Raw genomic sequence first — 17888 nt, 5'->3', positions numbered from 1 at the left:
GCCCGTGACGACATCGTTGATTCATTGCGTCGCCGCTCGGCGCTTCTTTTTCAATAGACTGATAAAATCCCTGCCCTGAATAAAAGAACACGAGGGTTGGGCGGTGGCGGCGATCGCGCAGCGTGATTGCCGGGTGCGCATCACAAGTCCAATGGGTTTGATGATCCTGGGTACCGCTCGAACGGGGTTTCAACGAGGCTGAGGTGAACCGCGGCGTGCGTCACGCATGGCGGCGTAATCCTGCTCAAGCGCCGCGATGGGCGGCGTGTTTATCCCAAGCAGCGCGACTTGGCATTCGAAGCGATCGAATCAATTCGAATCAATCGATTCACGCCACGGCGACTCAACGGCTTCAGTCAAATCAACGCGTTCTTGTCAGTTATATCGGTTTCTTTCCAAGGAAGGTGTCAAAGATTTTGAACGCGTGGCGTTATTTCCCCTCGTAATTCTGTCAGGGATTTTTCGAGATCGAAATTGTGGTTAGTATGGCGTCCTTTCCGATCGGGTGAGGTTGTCCGGTTCGGGAATCGCGCCGTACCGAGCGCGTTCATGCATCAAGGTCCGACAGAGACCGGTGCACCTTGAAGTTGATAGTCGACGACCCCGTTGGAACACGCATGGCCTGGGCATCCGTGCGTGTGAATCGAGCGGATCGCGAGCAGACCAGAATCATGAATAAAAATTACTATCGATTGGTGTTCAGCCGCGTGCGCGGCATGTTGGTTGCCGTTCGGGAAACGGCCAATGCCGCGGGGAAAACCAACCGCGGCGAAACGCGGCGGGCAAGCCACGCAGGCGCATCGCGCGGGCGCGGGCACTTTGCGATGCGTCATGCCGCATTCGCGGCGCTGATTGCCGCCGGCGCGATGCCGAGGTGGGCGGACGCGCAGATCGTCGGCGCGGGGCCGAATGCGCCGTCGGTCGTCCAGACGCCCAACGGGCTACCGCAAGTCAACATCAACCGGCCCGGCGGCGCGGGCGTCTCGCTGAATACCTACAGCCAGTTCGACGTCCAGAAGGGCGGCGCGATCCTCAACAACGCCGCGGGCATCACGAGCACGCAACAGGCCGGCGTGATCAACGGCAATCCGAATTTCGGCGCGAACGACGCCGCGCGGATCATCGTCAATCAGGTCAACAGTGCGAATCCGTCGCAGCTGCGCGGTTTCGTCGAAGTCGCGGGCCAACGCGCCGAAGTCATCCTCTCGAATCCGTCGGGGATCTACGTCGACGGCGGCGGCTTCATCAACACATCGCGCGCGGTGTTGACGACGGGCGTCCCGTTCTACGACCGGGACGGAGCCGTCGCGGGCTTCAACGTGAACCGCGGGCTCGTCACCGTGGCGGGCGCCGGGCTGAATGCATCGAACGTCGATCAGGTCGACATCCTCGCGCGCGCGGTCCAGGCCAATGCCTCGATCTACGGCGACAAGCTGAACGTCATCGCGGGCGCGAACCAGATCGATCACGGCACGCTGGCCGCGAAGCCGATCCAGGGTGAAGGCGCGGCGCCGGCGGTGGCGATCGACGTCGCGCAGCTGGGCGGCATGTATGCGAACCGCGTGTACCTGGTCGGCAATTCGGCGGGCGTCGGCGTGGCCAATGCCGGGACCATCGCCGCCCAGGCGGGCGACCTCACCCTGCAATCGGACGGCCGCCTGGTCCTGACGGGCAAGACCACGGCGCACGGCAATCTGCTGCTGTCGGCGGCGGGCGGCGTCGACAACAGCGGCGCGATCGACAGCCGGCAGTCGGTGGACGTGAAGACCGCGGCGGATCTCACCAACAGCGGAACGCTCGCCGCGCAGCAGAACGTGACGGTGAGCGCCGGCAGCATCCATTCGACGGGCGCGCTCAGCGCGGGCGTCGACGACCAGGGCAAGGTCGTGCGGGCCGGCGACCTGAACCTCACCGCGTCCGGCCAGCTGACCGCGACGGGCCGCAATACCGCGGGCGGCAACGCAGCGTTGACGGGCGGCAGCGTGAACCTCGCCGGCAGCCAGACCGCCGCGAACGGCAGCCTGTCGCTGACCGCCAAGACCGGCGACGTGAACCTCGCGAACGCCACCACGAGCGCTCAGCGCGCGGTCACGGCCAATGCGGCGGGGGCGATCATCAACGATCACGGCCAACTGTCGAGCGACGGCAACGTGACGCTGACGGGCGGCAGCATGTCGAACCAGGGCGGCAAGGTGTCGGCGCAAGGTCCGCTGACGGTGCAGTCGTCGGGGCAGGTCGCCAACCAGTCCGGCACGTTGGTGTCGCAAGGCACGCTGGAGGTGCGCGGCGGGGGGATCGCCAACCAGTCCGGCACGATCCAGGGCGCGGGCCGGACCACGGTTGCCGGCGCGTCCATCGACAACTCGGCGGGGCGCATCACGTCGCTCAACGGCGACGGCCTGACGGTCACGGCGACCGGCCGGCTCCTGAACGCGGCGGGTGTCGCGGCGGACGGCGCGCAGGGCGGCGTCGTCGGCGGCAACGGCAAGGTGACGGTGCAGGGCGCGGATCTCGTGAACCGCGGCAAGATCACGGCCGGCGCCGACCTGCAGGTGACGGGACAGACCATCGACAACAGCGACGGGCTCCTCAAGGCCGCCCAGATCGCCACGATCGACGCGGGCGCGCGCTTGACCAACCGCGGCGGCACGATCGTCGGCCAGACGGCGAAGGTCGTCGGCACGACGCTCGACAACCGCGCGGGCACCGTGCAGGCCGACCAGGTGTCCTTGACGTCGACCGATCTCCTGAACCAGGGCGGGACGATCACGCAGACCGGCGCGGGCGCGATGCGCGTCGGAGCCACGGGCACGCTCGACAACTCCGGCGGCGGCTTGCTGGAGACGGAGAGCGCGGATCTCACGCTCGCGCCGACCACGCTCGTCAACGACGGCGGCACGATCACGCACGCGGGCACGGGCACGCTGACGCTGGGCGGTGGAACCGGGTCGGTTTCGAACGTGGGCGGCACGATCGCGGGCAACGGCCGCGTTCTCGCCGAAACCGGGGCGCTGAACAACACGGCGGGCTCGATCAACGGGCAAGGCGGGCTGACGGCGAACGTCGGCGGCCTGCTGAACAACGCGAAAGGCAAGCTGTCGTCGGATACGGCGCTCGACCTGACGAGCGGCGCGCTCGCCAACGACGGCGGCCGGATCGGCGCGAGCACGGCGGTGACGATTCACGGCGGCTCGCTGACGAACCGCGACGGCGCGATCGTCGCGCCGAACCTGACCGCGACCATCGATGCGACGCTCGACAACAGCGGCGGCAAGCTCGAAGCCAATCAGATGGCGTTGACGGCGAAGAACCTGACCAACCACGGCGGCACGATCACGCAGTACGGCGCGTCGGCGATGGGCATGGATGTCAGCGGCACGCTCGACAACGCGCAGGGCGGCGTCGTTCAAACCAACAGCACGGACCTGACGCTCAAGCCCGGCGAACTGAACAACGCGGGCGGCACGATCACGCACGCCGGCGCCGGGACGCTGACGATCGGGCCGGGCGGCGGCTCCGGCATGCTGAACAATGCGGGAGGCACCCTCGTCACGAAGGGGCGGGCCGTCGTCAACGCGGGCAAGCTGAACAATGCGAGCGGCATCCTGTCGGCGCGCGGCGCCATCCGCGCGAATATCGCGGGCGACGTAATCAATACGCAGGGCCTGATCCGCTCGGACGGCGCGCTGTCGCTGACCAACGGCGGTGCGCTCGTGAACCGGGCCGGGCATATCCAGGCAGGGCAGTCGAACCCCGGCGACGCCAGCACGCTCGACGTCCAGGCCGCCTCGATCGACAACGCCGACGGTGCGATCGCCGATCTCGGCGCGGGCAAGATGACCGTGCAAGGCGGCAGCCGCATCGACAACAGCCATGCGAACGGCGTTGCCGGCATGGGCGCGATCACCGGCAACGGCGACGTGACCATCCAGGCGTCGTCGATTGCCAATACGCAAGGCGGGCAACTGAGCGGCGTGGCGTTGACGGTTCGGGCCGACGTGCTGGACAACAGCGGCGGGCGGATCGGCAACGTCGTGAATTCACGCGGCGACGTGACCGTGGCGACGGCCGGCGCGGTCACGAACGCGAACGGGCAGATTGGTTCGACGCGCAGCCTCACGGTCACCGCGGCGACGCTGCAAGGCGGCGGCGAGTACAGCGCGACCTACGACGCCAGCATGAACCTGCAGGGCGATTTCACGGCGACGTCCGATTACCGGTTCGGCGTGGGACATGACTTCGGCTTCACCCTGCCCGGTACGTTCACCAACCGCGGCAATCTGGAATCGGTGCACAACCTGAGCATCCAGGCGGGCAATATCGTCAACGTGGGGGCGCTGTCGGCGGGCGGGCTGCTGCGCACGCAATCGGCCAATCTTGCCAACACCGGCGCGATCGTCGGCGGCAGCACGTCGATCAACGCCACGGATACGGTCTCGAACCTCGGGCGCACCGCCGTGATCGGTGGCTCGGACAGCAACGGCCTGCTCGAAATCCTCGCGCGTCACATCGAGAACCGCGACGATACGTCGTCAACCGACTCGATGGCGCAGACCGCCATCTTCGGCATGGGCCGGGTGGTGCTGGCGGGCGGCAAGGACGCGAACGGCAATTACACGAACGCCGCGCTGGTCAACAACTCGTCGGCGCTGATCCAGTCGGGCGGCGACATGGAACTGCATGCCGACCGGGTGACGAACACGCGCCGGGTGATGACGACCACGGGGTACACGAACAACGTCGATCCGGCCATGCTGGAGAAGTATGGGATCAGCATGTCGGGTTGCGCGGCCGTCTACATAGCTGCTTGCAGCGGTCACGACGTCCGTTGGGCGGATATCTTTGGCAGTCCGAGTTTCCCCGATTACGATCCTGCGCCCGTCATTGCGCAACTGAAGGAGCAGCCGGGCGGCATGTTTACCGTTCCCCCGAGCGAAGATCACTGGAACAGCGGCTATCAATACACGACCTACAAGGGCGTCGCGATCGCGAACATGATCAAGGACGTCAGCGCCGCCGGGCAAATCGTATCGGGCGGTGCGATCGATGCGTCGTCATCGGGCACGGTGCAAAACTACTGGAGCAATATCGCCTCGGTCGGCGCGCTGAAGCTGCCCGCCCGATATGAGTCGGACGCATGGGCGGCCACGGGGCAGCAGGCGCCGGGCGTTACGGTCACCTACTCGGGCCACTATCACTACAACAACTACAACAACGAGGAACACGGCTGGACGTTGCCGTTCGGCGATGCGCCGTTCATCGGCGGCCGTCCGGGGGGGTATGCTCAGGCCGCGCCGGCCGACGTCAAGAAATACGCGCTGCCGGGTTACGGGGCGACCCTGAGTTCCAACAAAACGATTTCCGGAACGGGCGTGAGCATCAACAACACGGCCGCCAATGCGTCGATTCCCTCGCTTGGGCTGGCGCCCGGCCAGGCGGTGCCGGGGGCTGACGGTCGGCGGGCCGAACGGCAGCGGGAGCGGCGCGAAAGCAGGTGCCGTGGCCGTGCGCGGCGGCCGCGCCACGGCGGTCGATCCGATCATCGCGAGCGCGACGGCGCTGAACGTGCTGAACAACCTGACGATTCCCCAGGGCGGCTTGTACAAGCCGACCGAGTTGCCGAACGCGAGCTACGTGATCGAGACGAACCCCGCGTTTACGAATCAGAAGACCTTTATTTCGAGCGACTACTTCTTCAAGCAGCTCGGCGTCGACCTGACGCATGTTCCGAAGCGCCTGGGAGATGGCTTCTACGAGCAGCAGCTCGTCCGGAACGAAATTACCGCGCTGACCGGCAAGGCCGTGTTGGGACCGTATACGGATCTCCAGACGATGTACCAGTCGCTGCTGACGGCGGGCGCGGCGTTGCAGAAGGATCTGGCGTTGCCGGTCGGCGCGAGCCTGTCGGCCGAGCAGGTGTCGAAGCTGACCAGCAACGTGGTCATGATGGAGACGCAGGTCGTCGACGGGCATTCGGTGCTGGTGCCGGTCGTGTATCTCGCGAAGGCAAGCCAGCAGAACATGGGCAACGGCCCGCTGATCGTCGCGACCGACATCGACATCAAGGACGCGCAGTCGTTCGTCAACAGCGGCACGATCAAGGCGGACAACACGCTGGCGATTCAGGGCAAGCAGATTGACAACGCGTTCGGCGCGTTGGAAAGCGGCGGGCTCATGTCGTTGACGACGGCGGGCAACGTCGATCTGACTTCGGCCAAGGTGAAGGCCGGCAGCCTCAGCGTCGCGGCGGGCGGCGACCTGATCCTCGATACGGCGACGAAGACCGACAAGCGCGTGAGCCGCGACGGCGCGACCGGCGTCTTCACGACGCTCGGGCCGACCGGGCAGGTGGATGTGGCCGGGGATGCGGCGATCGTGACGGGCGGCAACGTGCGGCAGAACGCGGGCAACCTGACCGTCGGCGGCAACCTCGGCGCGAACATCGGCGGAGATTGGACGCTTGGTGCGCAGCAGATCGGCGAGCACAAGGTCGTGCAGTTGGCGAACGGGGTGTCGGATACGAACGTCAACTCGGTGGTGGGCAGTACGGTCAAGGTCGGCGGCGCGTCCGTCATCGGCGTGGGCGGGGATTTCACGGCGAAAGGCGCGCAGATCGAACTGGGCGGTGGCGGGGCGATCGCCGCCAAGGGCAATGTGACGCTCGGGACGGCGAGCGCGACGTCGGTCATCAATTCCAACGGCTCGGGCGGAAGCAGCGGCCGCAGCTATGTCGAGCAGCATCACTCGTCGGACGAGACGCTGACCGGCACGGTGCTCAAGGGCGGGCAGACGGTCACGATCGCGGCGGGCAAGGACATTACGCTCAGCGGGAGTGCGATCAGTCTGGACAAGGGCAATGCGAACCTCGTGGCGGTGGGGGACGTGAATGTGGTGGCGGCGACGGAGACGCACGTCATCAATTCGCACGAGACGCATAGCCATAGCGTGGTGGTGAGCGGATCGAAGGTGGCGAGCGGAATCGATCAGACGTCGGTGCGGAGTCTGGGGAGTGTGATTTCGGCGGATGGAGTGAATGTTGCGAGCGGGAAGGATGTCAATGTGACCGGCAGTACGGTCGTCGGTACGAACGATGTGACACTGAAGGCGGCACGCGATGTCAACATCAAGACATCGCAGGACACGGTCGAATCGTCCAACTACTACCAGAAGAAGGAAACCGGGCTGATGTCGAACGGCGGGTTGTCGATGTCCGTCGGCTCGCGATCGATGACCGACCGCGAACAATCTTCCACGGTGACGAATAACGCGAGCACGATCGGTGCGCTCAACGGCAACCTGTCGATCCAGGCTGGCAACAATGTAAACGGCACCGCGGCCATCCTTCATGCGGGCAACGACGTAGAGGTATCCGGCAAGCGGGTCAAGCTGGATTCTGCCTATGACACGATGAGTCAGGCGGAACAGCAGCAGTATCGCCAAGCGGGTGTAACGGTCGGCGTGTCGAGTCCCGTGATTGCGCTGGCGCAGACCGGCAAGCAGATGCCGGAGGCCGCCGGGAAGACCAAGGGCGATGCGCGTCTGATTGCATTGGCCGCGGCCACGACCGGCCTTGCCGCGAAGAATTCCTACGATGCGACGGACGGCGGCGATCCGACATCCGTTGCGAAGTCGGTCGGCGTGAATATTTCGCTGGGGGCGAGCAAGAGCGATAACCAGTCACAAGCGCAATCGAGTACTGCCGTTGGCGGTACGGTGTCGGCCGGCCGAAACGTTTCGATCAAGGCGACGGGCGCAGGAGCCGACAGCCAGATCGACGTGATCGGCAACACGATTTCGGCTGGAGGGAATGCCAAGCTCGCCGCCGACGGCAAGGTGAATCTCCTGGCCGCTGAAAGCACCAGCAGCCAGCATTCGACCAACAGCGGAGGCAACTTCGGCGTTGGCGTGTCGATTGGCTTTGGCAAGCAAAGCGGCATTGCGTTCACGGCTGGCGTTGCGGGCAATCGAGGAAAGGCCGATGGCGATTCGGTCGGATGGACGAATACGCATGTCACCGCAGGGAATACCTTGACGATCGAGTCCGGCGGCGACACGAACCTCAAGGGGGCTGTCGCGTCGGGTAAGCAAGTCGTGACGAATGTCGGTGGGAATCTCAATGTCGAGAGCCTGCAGGATATCGATCATTACGACTCGAAGCAGCAGAGCGCGGGTGTATCGGTCCGTGTGTGTGTGCCGCCGTTGTGCACCGGCTCATCGAGCGTGGCGGCGAATGTCGCTCAGCAGAAGATGCGCAGCGACTACGCGGCAGTGGGCGAGCAGTCGGGCATCAAGGCCGGCGATGGCGGCTTCCAGGTCGACGTGAAGGGGAATACCGATCTCAAGGGAGGCGTGATCGCAAGCAGCGACAAGGCGGTGCAGAGCGGCGCAAACAGCCTGACGACGGGGACCCTGACGTATAGCGATGTCGAGAATCATGCTTCTTATGAAGCGTCGTCGGTCGGGCTTTCAGGGGGCTATGGCGGAACGATCGGCAAGAATCAGAAGGGCACGGCCGACAATACGAATCCGGTGGCGGGTACCGATTTGCCCAAGGAAGGCGGATTTTCGGCTACGCCTCCGGTGCTGTTGGGCGCATCGGGAGATGCGAGTTCGACCACGCGCAGCGGAGTGAGCGGCGGCGCGATCAAGATCACCGACGGTGCTAAACAAGAACAGCTGACAGGCAAGACGGCTGAGGAGACGGTCGCAAGCATCAATCGGGATACGTCGGATACCGGCGGTGCGCTGGCGCCGATTTTCGACAAGGACAAGATTCAGGCCGGGTTTGATATCACGAGCCAGTTCGTGAATCAGATGGGGACGTTTGTTGCGAATCGAGCAGCGGAAGCGGATGCGGCGAGGGATGCTGCCAAGAATCCGAATCTGTCGCCTGAGCAGCGGGCGGCGGCACAGGCCAAAGCGGAAGACCTGGCCAAGTGGGGGCCGGGTGGCACGTATCGTCAGGTGCTCACGGCGTTGACGGTGGCCGCCGGCGGCAATGTGACGGGTGGCATGGGCCAGTTCGCGCAGAGTGCGACGGTGGCATATCTGCAGGAACTCGGCGCGAATCAGGTCAAGCAGGTTGCCGATAACCTTGGTAGCGAAGAAGCGCGGACGGCACTTCATGCGATTGTCGGGTGTGTGGGGGCGGCGGCGAGTAGCAATAGTTGCGGTGCTGGTGCGATGGGTGCAGCAACCAGTTCGGTGCTTGGTAGCCTGCTTGCTCCGACAAACAATTTGTCGGCATCGGAACGCGAAGCGCGCGACAATCTTGTGACGGGTTTGGTGGCGAGCATTGCTGCGGTATCGGGGCAGAATATGGCGATGGCGGCCGGGGCAGGCAAGATCGAGGTCGAAAACAATCAGCTTGGACGTAATGGCGTGCCGAGTAACCCGTTCAAGGTTGATCTTGTTAAGCAATATTGCGGCATGGGCAACTGTTCGGATAAGAAAGTTGAGCAACTTATCCAGGTTCAGAACCAGTTGATGCAGGATAGCGGTGAGGTCGCGGTGAGGGTGGCTGGTGTGACTGGTGCTGCTGCGATTGTGGCAGCAGTACCGGTGTTGGCATCGCTGGCCCCCGAGGCGTTAGCGCTTGCGTTGGCGAATCCTGCGGCAGCAGTGAATGCGGGCATCATTACGGTAGAAACAGCTGCAGCGATTGCGACGAACTCTCTCACGCCGGGAGTGGTAATTGAGGGGGGCGGGGCGAAGGCTGTTGCGAGTGGTTCAAAATTTGTTGTGCAGTATGGACCACTCAATCGAGGTCCTCTCCCTCAAGCTATCGCAAACACATTTAGAGGAGGAAGTTATGCAGAAGTCCTTACAGAGACGCCAACGATTCTTTACCGAGTATACGGAGGGACAGCTAAGGAGCTTGGTGGGTATTGGTCGCGTACTCCGCCAGCGGGACCAGTTCAATCAATTATCGATAGTGCACTGAACCCACAGTGGGGCAACACGGCTGTCAATGTCGTGAAAATCGAAGTGCCTGTCGGAACGAAATTCTATGAAGGCGCTGCTGCTGCTCAAGGTGGATTGGTTGGGGGTGGTAGCCAAGTGCTGTTCCCAAAGGATGTCAAAATTGATTCATCGTGGATTAAGAAGCCATGAACTTGTGTAACTGGGAAACAATCGATGCATTCTCTTCGCCAGATGAATATCGTCGGTTCTGCATTTGGATATCTGAACAGATTGCTATTGGATTAGTTGAGCAAATCGATGTCCAAGACTCGTATGCAGGTGCGATGTTTGATGAAAGATGGTTTCGGTGCAAGCAGTGCGGAGAAGTATGGAGACTTGTAGCGCCAGATGATCCGTTCCATGGATATTGGGGTGCAGTTTAGTGGATCTCTCGCCTGATTGAATGGTCGGTTACCTGCCGGTAACGCTCGGTGTATCAGGTGGCGCGAGTTCGACCATGCGCAGCGGAGTGAGCGGCAGGATACTCACGATCACGGATAGTACGAGCAGCCGTTGACCGCTCAGACGGAGGCAAATGTCAATCGGGACACGTCGGACATGAGCAGTGCGCTTGCGTCGATCTTTGACAAGGAGAAGATTCAGGCCGCGTTTGATATCACGAGCCAGTTCGTGAATCAGATCGGGACGTTTGTGTCGAACAGGACGAAGGAGATCGATAGCCTCAAGCAGAAGGCGAATGACTCGAATGCGAAGGATGCGAATGGGAATCCGCTGACTGATGCGCAACGTCAGCAGATGTTGGCCCAGGCGAACGACATCGAGCAGACCTGGGGACCGGGTAAGCCGGGGCGTCAGATCATGACGGCGCTGACGGCAGCAGCGGGCGGGAATGTGACGGGAGGTGCGGGGCAGTTCGCGGCGAATGCGGCGATTGGGTATGTGCAGAGTCTAGGGGCGAACAAGGTCAAGGAATTGGCGCACTCGTTCGGTCAAGGGACGGCGGAGGCGGAATCGGCACGCGCGGCGTTGTATGCAATCGTAGGTTGCGCGGGCGCAGGGGCAGGCGGTCAAGGTGCGGATCTGGCGCGATGGGGGCGGCGGCGAGCTCCTTGATCGGATCGGCATTGGGATCGGCGGAGGGGCTGACGCAGGAGGAGCGGCAAGCGCGTGTCGATCTGGTGACGAGTATCGTGGCTGGTGTTGCGGCTGCGGGGGGGCTGGATTCGACAACAGCGGGGAATGCGGCGCGGATTGAAGTGGAGAATAATCAGCTTGGGCGTAACGACGCGATGAGCAACCCGTTCAAGGTCGATTTAGTCAAAAAATACTGCGCCACAGGCACCTGTTCGGATAAGCAAGTTGAGCTGCTAATTCAGGCACAGAATCAACTGATGCGGGATAGCGGCGATGTTGCGGTGAAGGTAGTCGGTGCGATTGGTGCGACTGCGGTAGTGGCGGCAGTGCCTGTGTTGGCATCGCTTGCTCCTGAAGCGCTAGCGCTTGCGTTGTCGAACCCGGCCGCAGCGGTGAATGCTGGCATCATCACGGTAGAGACGGCAGCGGCGATCGCAACCAACTCGGTTACGCCAGGAATGGCGATAGAAGGGGCTGGAAAGAAAGCAGGTACGGTATGGGACTCCATTGTTGCGACTCAACCTGTCTATCCTGGCTCAATTCTTCCGAAATCTTTTGAACTTACGTTGGGAAGTGGCCAAAGTATATGGGTGCATGGGAATGCGACGGAACACATTGCCGAATATGCGCAAATGATCGCAAAGAACAATTCGCCCGAAGTTGTCAGACTTGCAACACAACAACAGCTTGCGAGCTTGCAAGGTGCAGTTAGCGCCGTGACCAAGAACGGCGTGCCATTCAATCAGCTAATCAAAGCTGATGGTTGGGAGTTAAAGTTTGCTCCCCCGCGACAGTCGGGGAAGCTCCCTGTGCTTATTCATGCATTGCCTACTGGTAAATGAGTTTGATATATGAACATCAGAATTGATAGGCCATTTTTTTTAAATTTAGATGTAATCGAAACGGATGATTATGTTCCGTCGATGAAGATGGAAATCTCGGTTGAGCTGCAGCAGTTTGGATCCAGGATTGATTATCGTGGAGCTTTGTGGTTTAACTGTTCAAGTTGGGATGAGTTTGTTTTGGGGTTAAATAATATTGACACGGCAGATGCTGTTTTTTTTGATATGAGCGGCTATTTCGTTTTGCGGATTAGGACGGTATCTGGAAAGCCTGAAATCTCATGGGAGGTAAAAAGAAGTGACATCGAAGGAGCAACTGCAACGGTGGCATTTCGATCGCCAATTGACGAAGACATTTTGGCACATGTAAAACGCCAGGTTGAACAGTTTCCGGTGTGGTGGTAATTGATTGGGGGTAATCAAGTAGGACCACAGCAGGCGATACAAGCCCCACAAGCCGTGCTCGTTCTAAACTGGCTGTCTCAGATACGTGGGTGAGATCGTAGTAAGAACGATAATGTAATCATCGATCCAGCCACGGAAACGGTTGTAGGAATGAAGGCAGGGCCTTTGATCATGCCGAGATCGGTTTAATCGGCAGTTGCATCCTGACGAAAGGCAGTGGGCGAAGGACAAGGCGAAGGATTTCGCGAAGTTCTATGAAAAAAATACCGGCAAGGAGATCACGGAGGAGCAGGCTCAGAATATGCTGCTGGCGACTGGTTACCGTTTGGTAGATGCTGTGGCGAGCAAGGGACCGGGCGGGGATCTGGTTGCGGTGGCTTATATCAGCAGCAACGCGGGAGGGATGTTCCAGAAAGACCAGTACTACAATGATCCGTTCAAGTTTGGTAACAAGGACGGATCGCTGACGCCGGAGCAGAAGGCTTTACCGGGGGCGATCGCCAATCCGGCGCTTGGGATCGCTGGTGCGGCGGCAGTGACAGGTGGTTTAGCGCTTGGACCGGAGGTTGTTGCAGCGGCGGTAGTTGCGATAAGGGCATGTGCGGCGAATCCGGTGTTGTGCGCGAACCAGATGGGGATTGCTGCGGGCGAGATTGCCGCGGGTGGTGCCATGCCGGCGGGGACGGGGGCGGCGATAGCCGGGGCAGCGGCTACAGGTAAGCTCATTGGTTCGATGGATGGCCTTACCGCGGCCGAACGGGGTTTCATAAGTGAAATGGTTGCGGGTGGTAGAACTGTTAACGTGATCCCTTCGAGCAACGCGGGCCGATCAGCAGACTTTCTCATCGATGGGAAGAAATATGAGCTGAAGACAATGACGGATGTAGTCAAGCAGGATTCAGATGGCTTATCCAAGGCAATCTCAAGCACAGCAATGGATGCGCGAGGACAATCGGGCGATATTATTATTGATGCACGGAATCAGTTGGGCATGACATCGGATATTGCTCAGCGCGGAATTAACAGGGCATTATCGGCGGATACTAGATCTGGTTCTAAGATTCAGAGTATCACGGTTATAACTCAACAAGGGACGGTGTATGTCCCGAGGTTACCGCAATGACGGCCATGATTAACGGTTATCCAAAAGAGAGCGAGTTGCACGATAGAATAGAACGTCAGCTTGCTTGGCGTGGGGCAACTGATACGGTTGCACTTATTTGGCATGGATATCTATCTGGGTTGCTGGAATGGGGGCTGATTGAAATCGATGTATTCGATCGACTTTGCGCATTGCTTCCCAATGTTGGCTGTAAGGAGCTTGTAGAGCTATCTATGGATGAGCCGATGACTCCAGAACTAGAACGAGAGATCAATGAGTCGATGCGTAAGGGAAGGCAGTAACAACAAGCCGGACTATCGCTGAGTTTGTTGTTTAGTATGCCTGCATCGGTCGGGATCGTGAATCTGGAGCGCCGGTAATAATGGTCGGGACGATGCCAACTGATTCAAGGCGACATGGCAGTATGCGGGATCGACCGACGACGATAAGCCGAATCTGACGCAGTTTAAGGTGAAGCTGAATACTGAATTGCAGAGCTATATTCTTACGAATTCCGTATGGGCGCAGAATGAAGTGCCGAATATCATGTATGACGGAACTGAAAAGAAGAGCTTTGGCGTTGAGGTAATGGGGCCGTTTACGGAGGTTAATTAGTTGGATGCATCTGCGCGAAGAATACGACGTCGGATACGGTGTCGATGATCTCAACGAGTGGAGGCGTGTGAGTGCAACTGCAGGAGCGATGGCATCTGTCCCAAATCCGGCGCGGGTTGTTTTCTGCGGCAGAGTCACCGATCAGGCAATGTTCGAGGAACGTAACCCGTTGATCAAGTGACGACGCAGGCGAGATGGTGCACGCAATCAGGTAGCACACGACACGGTCCCCGGATCTGTCTTGCAGCTTTCCCGGTTCCGTGCACGAGGAAGATCCGCAATTTGGCGGGGCGAACACCACGCTGAACCCAACGACGACGACCCTGACCACCCCGTCGTCACATGAAACACGCAGTTGGAAAATAACGAATGAGAGTAGCCACACACCTGATCGCGCTGCCGCTTCTGGCTGCGTCCCTCGCGTCCCACGCGCAGCAGACCCCGACTCCCGACGATCGCGCCGCCGCCGCTCGCGCCAACGCGGAGCAGGACCGTCAGGCACAGCAACAACGCGACGCCCAGCAGCGTAACGCCGACGTCACCACACCGTCCGTGCGCTCCGAAGTACCGCGCATCGAGGCCTACCCGACGTTACCCACCGAAACGCCGTGTTTCCGAATCGACCGCATCACTCTCGAAGTCCCTGCCTCGCTCCCCCCCGCAGCGCAATTCCAGGGCGCATCGGCATTACCAATGGACCGCTTCGCCTTCGCCCGCGAATGGCTCGACCACTACGCCGGGCAATGCATCGGCAAGCAGGGCCTCGACATCCTGGTCAAAGGTCTTTCCCAAGCGATCCTCTCGCGCGGCTACGTCACCACGCGCGTGCTCGTCCCCGAGCAAGACCTGTCGAAGGGCGCTCTCAAGCTCGCACTGATCCCCGGCATGATTCGCCACGTGCGCTTCGCCGATGAAAAACTCCACGGCACCTGGAAAACCGCCTTCCCGACGGGCGACGGCGAGCTGCTGAACCTGCGCGACCTCGAACAGGGCCTCGAACAGATGAAGCGCGTCTCCAACCAGGACGTCTCCATGCAAATCGTCCCCGCCGACACCCCCGGCGAAAGCGACGTCGTGCTCGACGTGAAGCGCGGCAAACCATGGAGCGTCGTCGCATCGATCGACAACGCCGGCACCCGCGCAACGGGCCGCTTGCAGGGCAATCTGTCGCTCGGCATCAACAACCCGCTCGGCTTGAACGACGTCTTCAACATCGGCGTGAGCCAGGATCTCGAATTCGGCGACAAGCGGCTGGGGTCGCACGGCTGGAACGGTTTCTACTCGATCCCCTGGGGCTACTGGACCGCCACGCTCGCGGCCTACACCAACTCCTACTACCAACAGATCGCGGGCGTAAACCAGACCTTCGTCGCAAGCGGCAATTCGAAGACCGTGGACGTCAAGCTCAACCGCGTGCTGCTGCGCAGCCAGAACGACGTGCTCGGCGCGCAGTTCCGCCTGTCGCGGCGATTCGGCCGCAGCTACATCGAAGACACCGAAATCTCCCAGCAGCGACGCAACAACACGTTCATCGAATTCGGCCTGACCGATCGACACTACTTCGGCGGCGCGCAATTCGACGGCACGCTCGCCTACCGCCAGGGCGTCGGCGCGTTCGGCGCGCAGGACGACCTCCTGGCGGCGGACGGCGGTCCGTCCTACCGCTACAGGATGGCCGTGCTCGACGCGAACCTGTCGATACCGTTCGCGATCGCGCGGCAGCCGTTCCGCTACGTGACGACGTTCCACGGTCAATACACGGGCAATACGCTGTACTACATCGATGATCTGACGATCGGCAGCCGTTACACGGTGCGCGGCTTCGACGGCGAAACGATGCTGGCCGCCGCGCGGGGCCTCTACTGGCGCAACGAGATCCAGGCGCCGATCGGCCAGACCGGGCAGGCTGCCTACGCGGGGCTCGACTACGGCCGCGTATGGGGCCCGCAGCCGATCGCGCTGGTGGGCACGCAGCTGGCCGGCGCGGTGGTCGGCGTGAAGGGAAGCATCGGTACGCGTTTCGGCGCCTATGCGTATGATTTGTTCGTGGGAACGCCGGTCTATAAGCCATCCGGTTTCCCGACCACGCGCGTGACGTTCGGGTTCCAGTTGACGGCGCAACTCTAGCGCGACGCGCCTCCCCCCTTTTCCAGGAGCAACGAGTGTATCCACCGATCGAACCGTACCAACACGGCTGGCTCGACACCGGCGACGGTCACCGCGTGTATTGGGAGCTGTGCGGCAACCCGCAGGGCAAGCCGGCGGTTTTCCTGCACGGCGGGCCGGGCAGCGGCTGCTCGCCCGACCATCGCCGGCTGTTCGATCCCGCGCGCTACAACGTCCTGTTGTTCGACCAGCGCGGCTGCGGGCGTTCGACGCCGCACGCGAGCATCGACGACAACACAACCTGGCATCTCGTCGACGACATGGAGCGGCTGCGCGAGATGATCGGCGCGGAACGCTGGCTCGTGTTCGGCGGCTCGTGGGGCAGCACGCTCGCGCTCGCCTATGCGCAGACCCATCCGGCGCGCGTCGACGCGCTGGTCGTGCGCGGCATCTTCACGGCGCGCCGCGAGGAGCTGCGCTGGTATTACCAGGAAGGCGCATCGTGGTTGTTCCCGGATTTGTGGGATGAATTCCTCGCGCCGATTCCGCCGGAAGAACGCGACGATCTGATGGCCGCGTATCGACGCCGCCTGACCGGCAGCGACGAACGGGTGCGACAGGACGCGGCGCGCGCCTGGAGCCTGTGGGAAGGGCGCACGATCCGCCTGCTGCCCGATGCGGCGCTGGCCGAGCAGTTCGGCGCGGACCACTTCTCGCTCGCGATCGCGCGCATCGAGAATCATTACTTCGTGCATCACGCGTTCATGGACGAAGGGCAGTTGTTGCGCGACGCGTATCGTCTCGCCGACGTGCGCGGCGTGATCGTGCAGGGCCGCTACGACGTCGCGACGCCCGCGCGCACCGCGTGGGAACTGAGCAAGGCCTGGCCCGGCGCGCGCCTGGAGATCGTGGACGACGCGGGCCATGCGTACAACGAGCCGGGCATCCTGCGCGCGTTGATCGCGGCGACCGATCAGTACGCGGCGTAAATGCGAAGGACGCGCGGCGCGCGGGGTCGCCGCGCGCCGCGCCTGTGTCGATCCCGAGGACCATGACGATGCCCCTGTTTCAACCTGTCGTGCTGCGCACGCCGCGCCTCGTGTTGCGGCCGCTGGCCGACGCCGACGTGATGCCGCTGTTCGAGCTGTACGCGGACCGGCAATTCATGCGTTATTACTCGTTCGCGCCGTTCACGCGCCCCGAGCAGGCGGCCGAGCGTCTCGCGCGGTTGATGGCGACGGCGGCGTCGGGCCGCGATTTCAATTGCGCGATGACGCTGGGCGGGGATGGCCGGGTAATCGGCGCGTGCAGCCTGTTCAACGCGGACGAGGCGTGCCTGCGCACGGAGATCGGCTTCGGCGTGCATCCCGCGCACTGGGGCCGCGGCTACGCGGGCGAGGCGGTCCGCGCGCTGGTCGATCATGCGTTCGACGCGCTGGGGTTGAGGCGCATCGAGGCGGACATCGATCCGCGCAATCTCGGCTCGGCGCGCGTGCTGGAAGGCGCGGGCTTCGTGCGGGAAGGCTTGCTCAGGGAGCGTTGGCTCGTGGACGGCGAGGTGTCGGATTCCGCGTTGTATGGTTTGTTGCCGCGGGATCGGACGGGGTGACGGGGCGGCCGCGTGATCCGGGCGGCGCGGATCATGTGGCGAGACACGGGCCCGAGGTGGGCGGACAGGCCGATCCGGGCATGGAAACAATCGGCGTCGACCTGATAAGACTCAGGGGAATGCCCGCGGCTGCCGATAATATCGGTTTGCG

8 protein-coding genes and 1 pseudogene are annotated in these 17888 nt (G+C 62.0%); all 9 read left to right on the top strand.

All coding sequences use genetic code 11. The annotated features are described in order from the left end of the window. Nucleotides 1-671: 671 nt before the first annotated feature. A pseudogene (locus Bsp3421_RS15345) lies at nt 672-10113 on the top strand (hemagglutinin repeat-containing protein). A gap of 408 nt (nt 10114-10521) precedes the next feature. Next, nucleotides 10522-11037 carry a hypothetical protein gene (locus Bsp3421_RS15340; RefSeq protein WP_273996782.1) on the top strand — a complete coding sequence of 172 codons (516 nt, stop codon included), beginning with the start codon at nt 10522-10524 and terminating at the stop codon, nt 11035-11037. Continuing rightward, complete coding sequence (locus Bsp3421_RS15335) at nt 11034-11900, top strand: VENN motif pre-toxin domain-containing protein (RefSeq protein ID WP_273996781.1); 867 nt, start codon at nt 11034-11036, stop codon at nt 11898-11900. Before Bsp3421_RS15340 ends, Bsp3421_RS15335 begins: the two co-directional genes overlap by 4 nt. 9 nt (nt 11901-11909) lie before the next feature. Continuing rightward, nucleotides 11910-12305: a hypothetical protein gene (locus Bsp3421_RS15330; protein WP_273996780.1), complete on the top strand. Its 396-nt coding sequence runs from the start codon at nt 11910-11912 to the stop codon at nt 12303-12305. A 196-nt stretch (nt 12306-12501) separates the two neighbouring features. Continuing rightward, a complete protein-coding gene (locus tag Bsp3421_RS15325) occupies nt 12502-13428 on the top strand; it encodes a hypothetical protein (RefSeq protein WP_273996779.1) in 927 nt (308 codons plus the stop codon). Further along, entirely contained in the window at nt 13425-13709 is a 285-nt protein-coding gene (locus Bsp3421_RS15320) for a hypothetical protein (RefSeq protein ID WP_273996778.1), read from the top strand. The genes Bsp3421_RS15325 and Bsp3421_RS15320 overlap by 4 nt, the downstream gene beginning before the upstream one ends. Nucleotides 13710-14391: 682 nt before the next feature. Next, nucleotides 14392-16149: a ShlB/FhaC/HecB family hemolysin secretion/activation protein gene (locus Bsp3421_RS15315; RefSeq protein ID WP_273996777.1), complete on the top strand. Its 1758-nt coding sequence runs from the start codon at nt 14392-14394 to the stop codon at nt 16147-16149. A 35-nt stretch (nt 16150-16184) separates the two neighbouring features. Next, nucleotides 16185-17117: a prolyl aminopeptidase gene (gene pip, locus Bsp3421_RS15310; RefSeq protein WP_273996776.1), complete on the top strand. Its 933-nt coding sequence runs from the start codon at nt 16185-16187 to the stop codon at nt 17115-17117. Between the two features lie 68 nt (nt 17118-17185). Beyond that, on the top strand, nt 17186-17737 hold the full coding sequence (locus tag Bsp3421_RS15305; RefSeq protein ID WP_273996775.1) for a GNAT family N-acetyltransferase: 552 nt from the start codon (nt 17186-17188) through the stop codon (nt 17735-17737). Nucleotides 17738-17888 lie beyond the last annotated feature (151 nt).

Source organism: Burkholderia sp. FERM BP-3421 (assembly GCF_028657905.1).
Lineage (GTDB): Bacteria > Pseudomonadota > Gammaproteobacteria > Burkholderiales > Burkholderiaceae > Burkholderia.
Note: the sequence above shows the minus strand (reverse complement) of the source record. Positions and strands in the feature narration are given on the sequence as shown.

Coding starts and splice junctions, on each gene's coding strand:
- Bsp3421_RS15340 (WP_273996782.1), top strand. CDS start 10,522: ATGAGCAGTGCGCTTGCGTCGATCTTTGACAAGGAGAAGATTCAGGCC.
- Bsp3421_RS15330 (WP_273996780.1), top strand. CDS start 11,910: ATGAACATCAGAATTGATAGGCCATTTTTTTTAAATTTAGATGTAATC.
- Bsp3421_RS15320 (WP_273996778.1), top strand. CDS start 13,425: ATGACGGCCATGATTAACGGTTATCCAAAAGAGAGCGAGTTGCACGAT.
- Bsp3421_RS15315 (WP_273996777.1), top strand. CDS start 14,392: ATGAGAGTAGCCACACACCTGATCGCGCTGCCGCTTCTGGCTGCGTCC.
- Bsp3421_RS15305 (WP_273996775.1), top strand. CDS start 17,186: ATGCCCCTGTTTCAACCTGTCGTGCTGCGCACGCCGCGCCTCGTGTTG.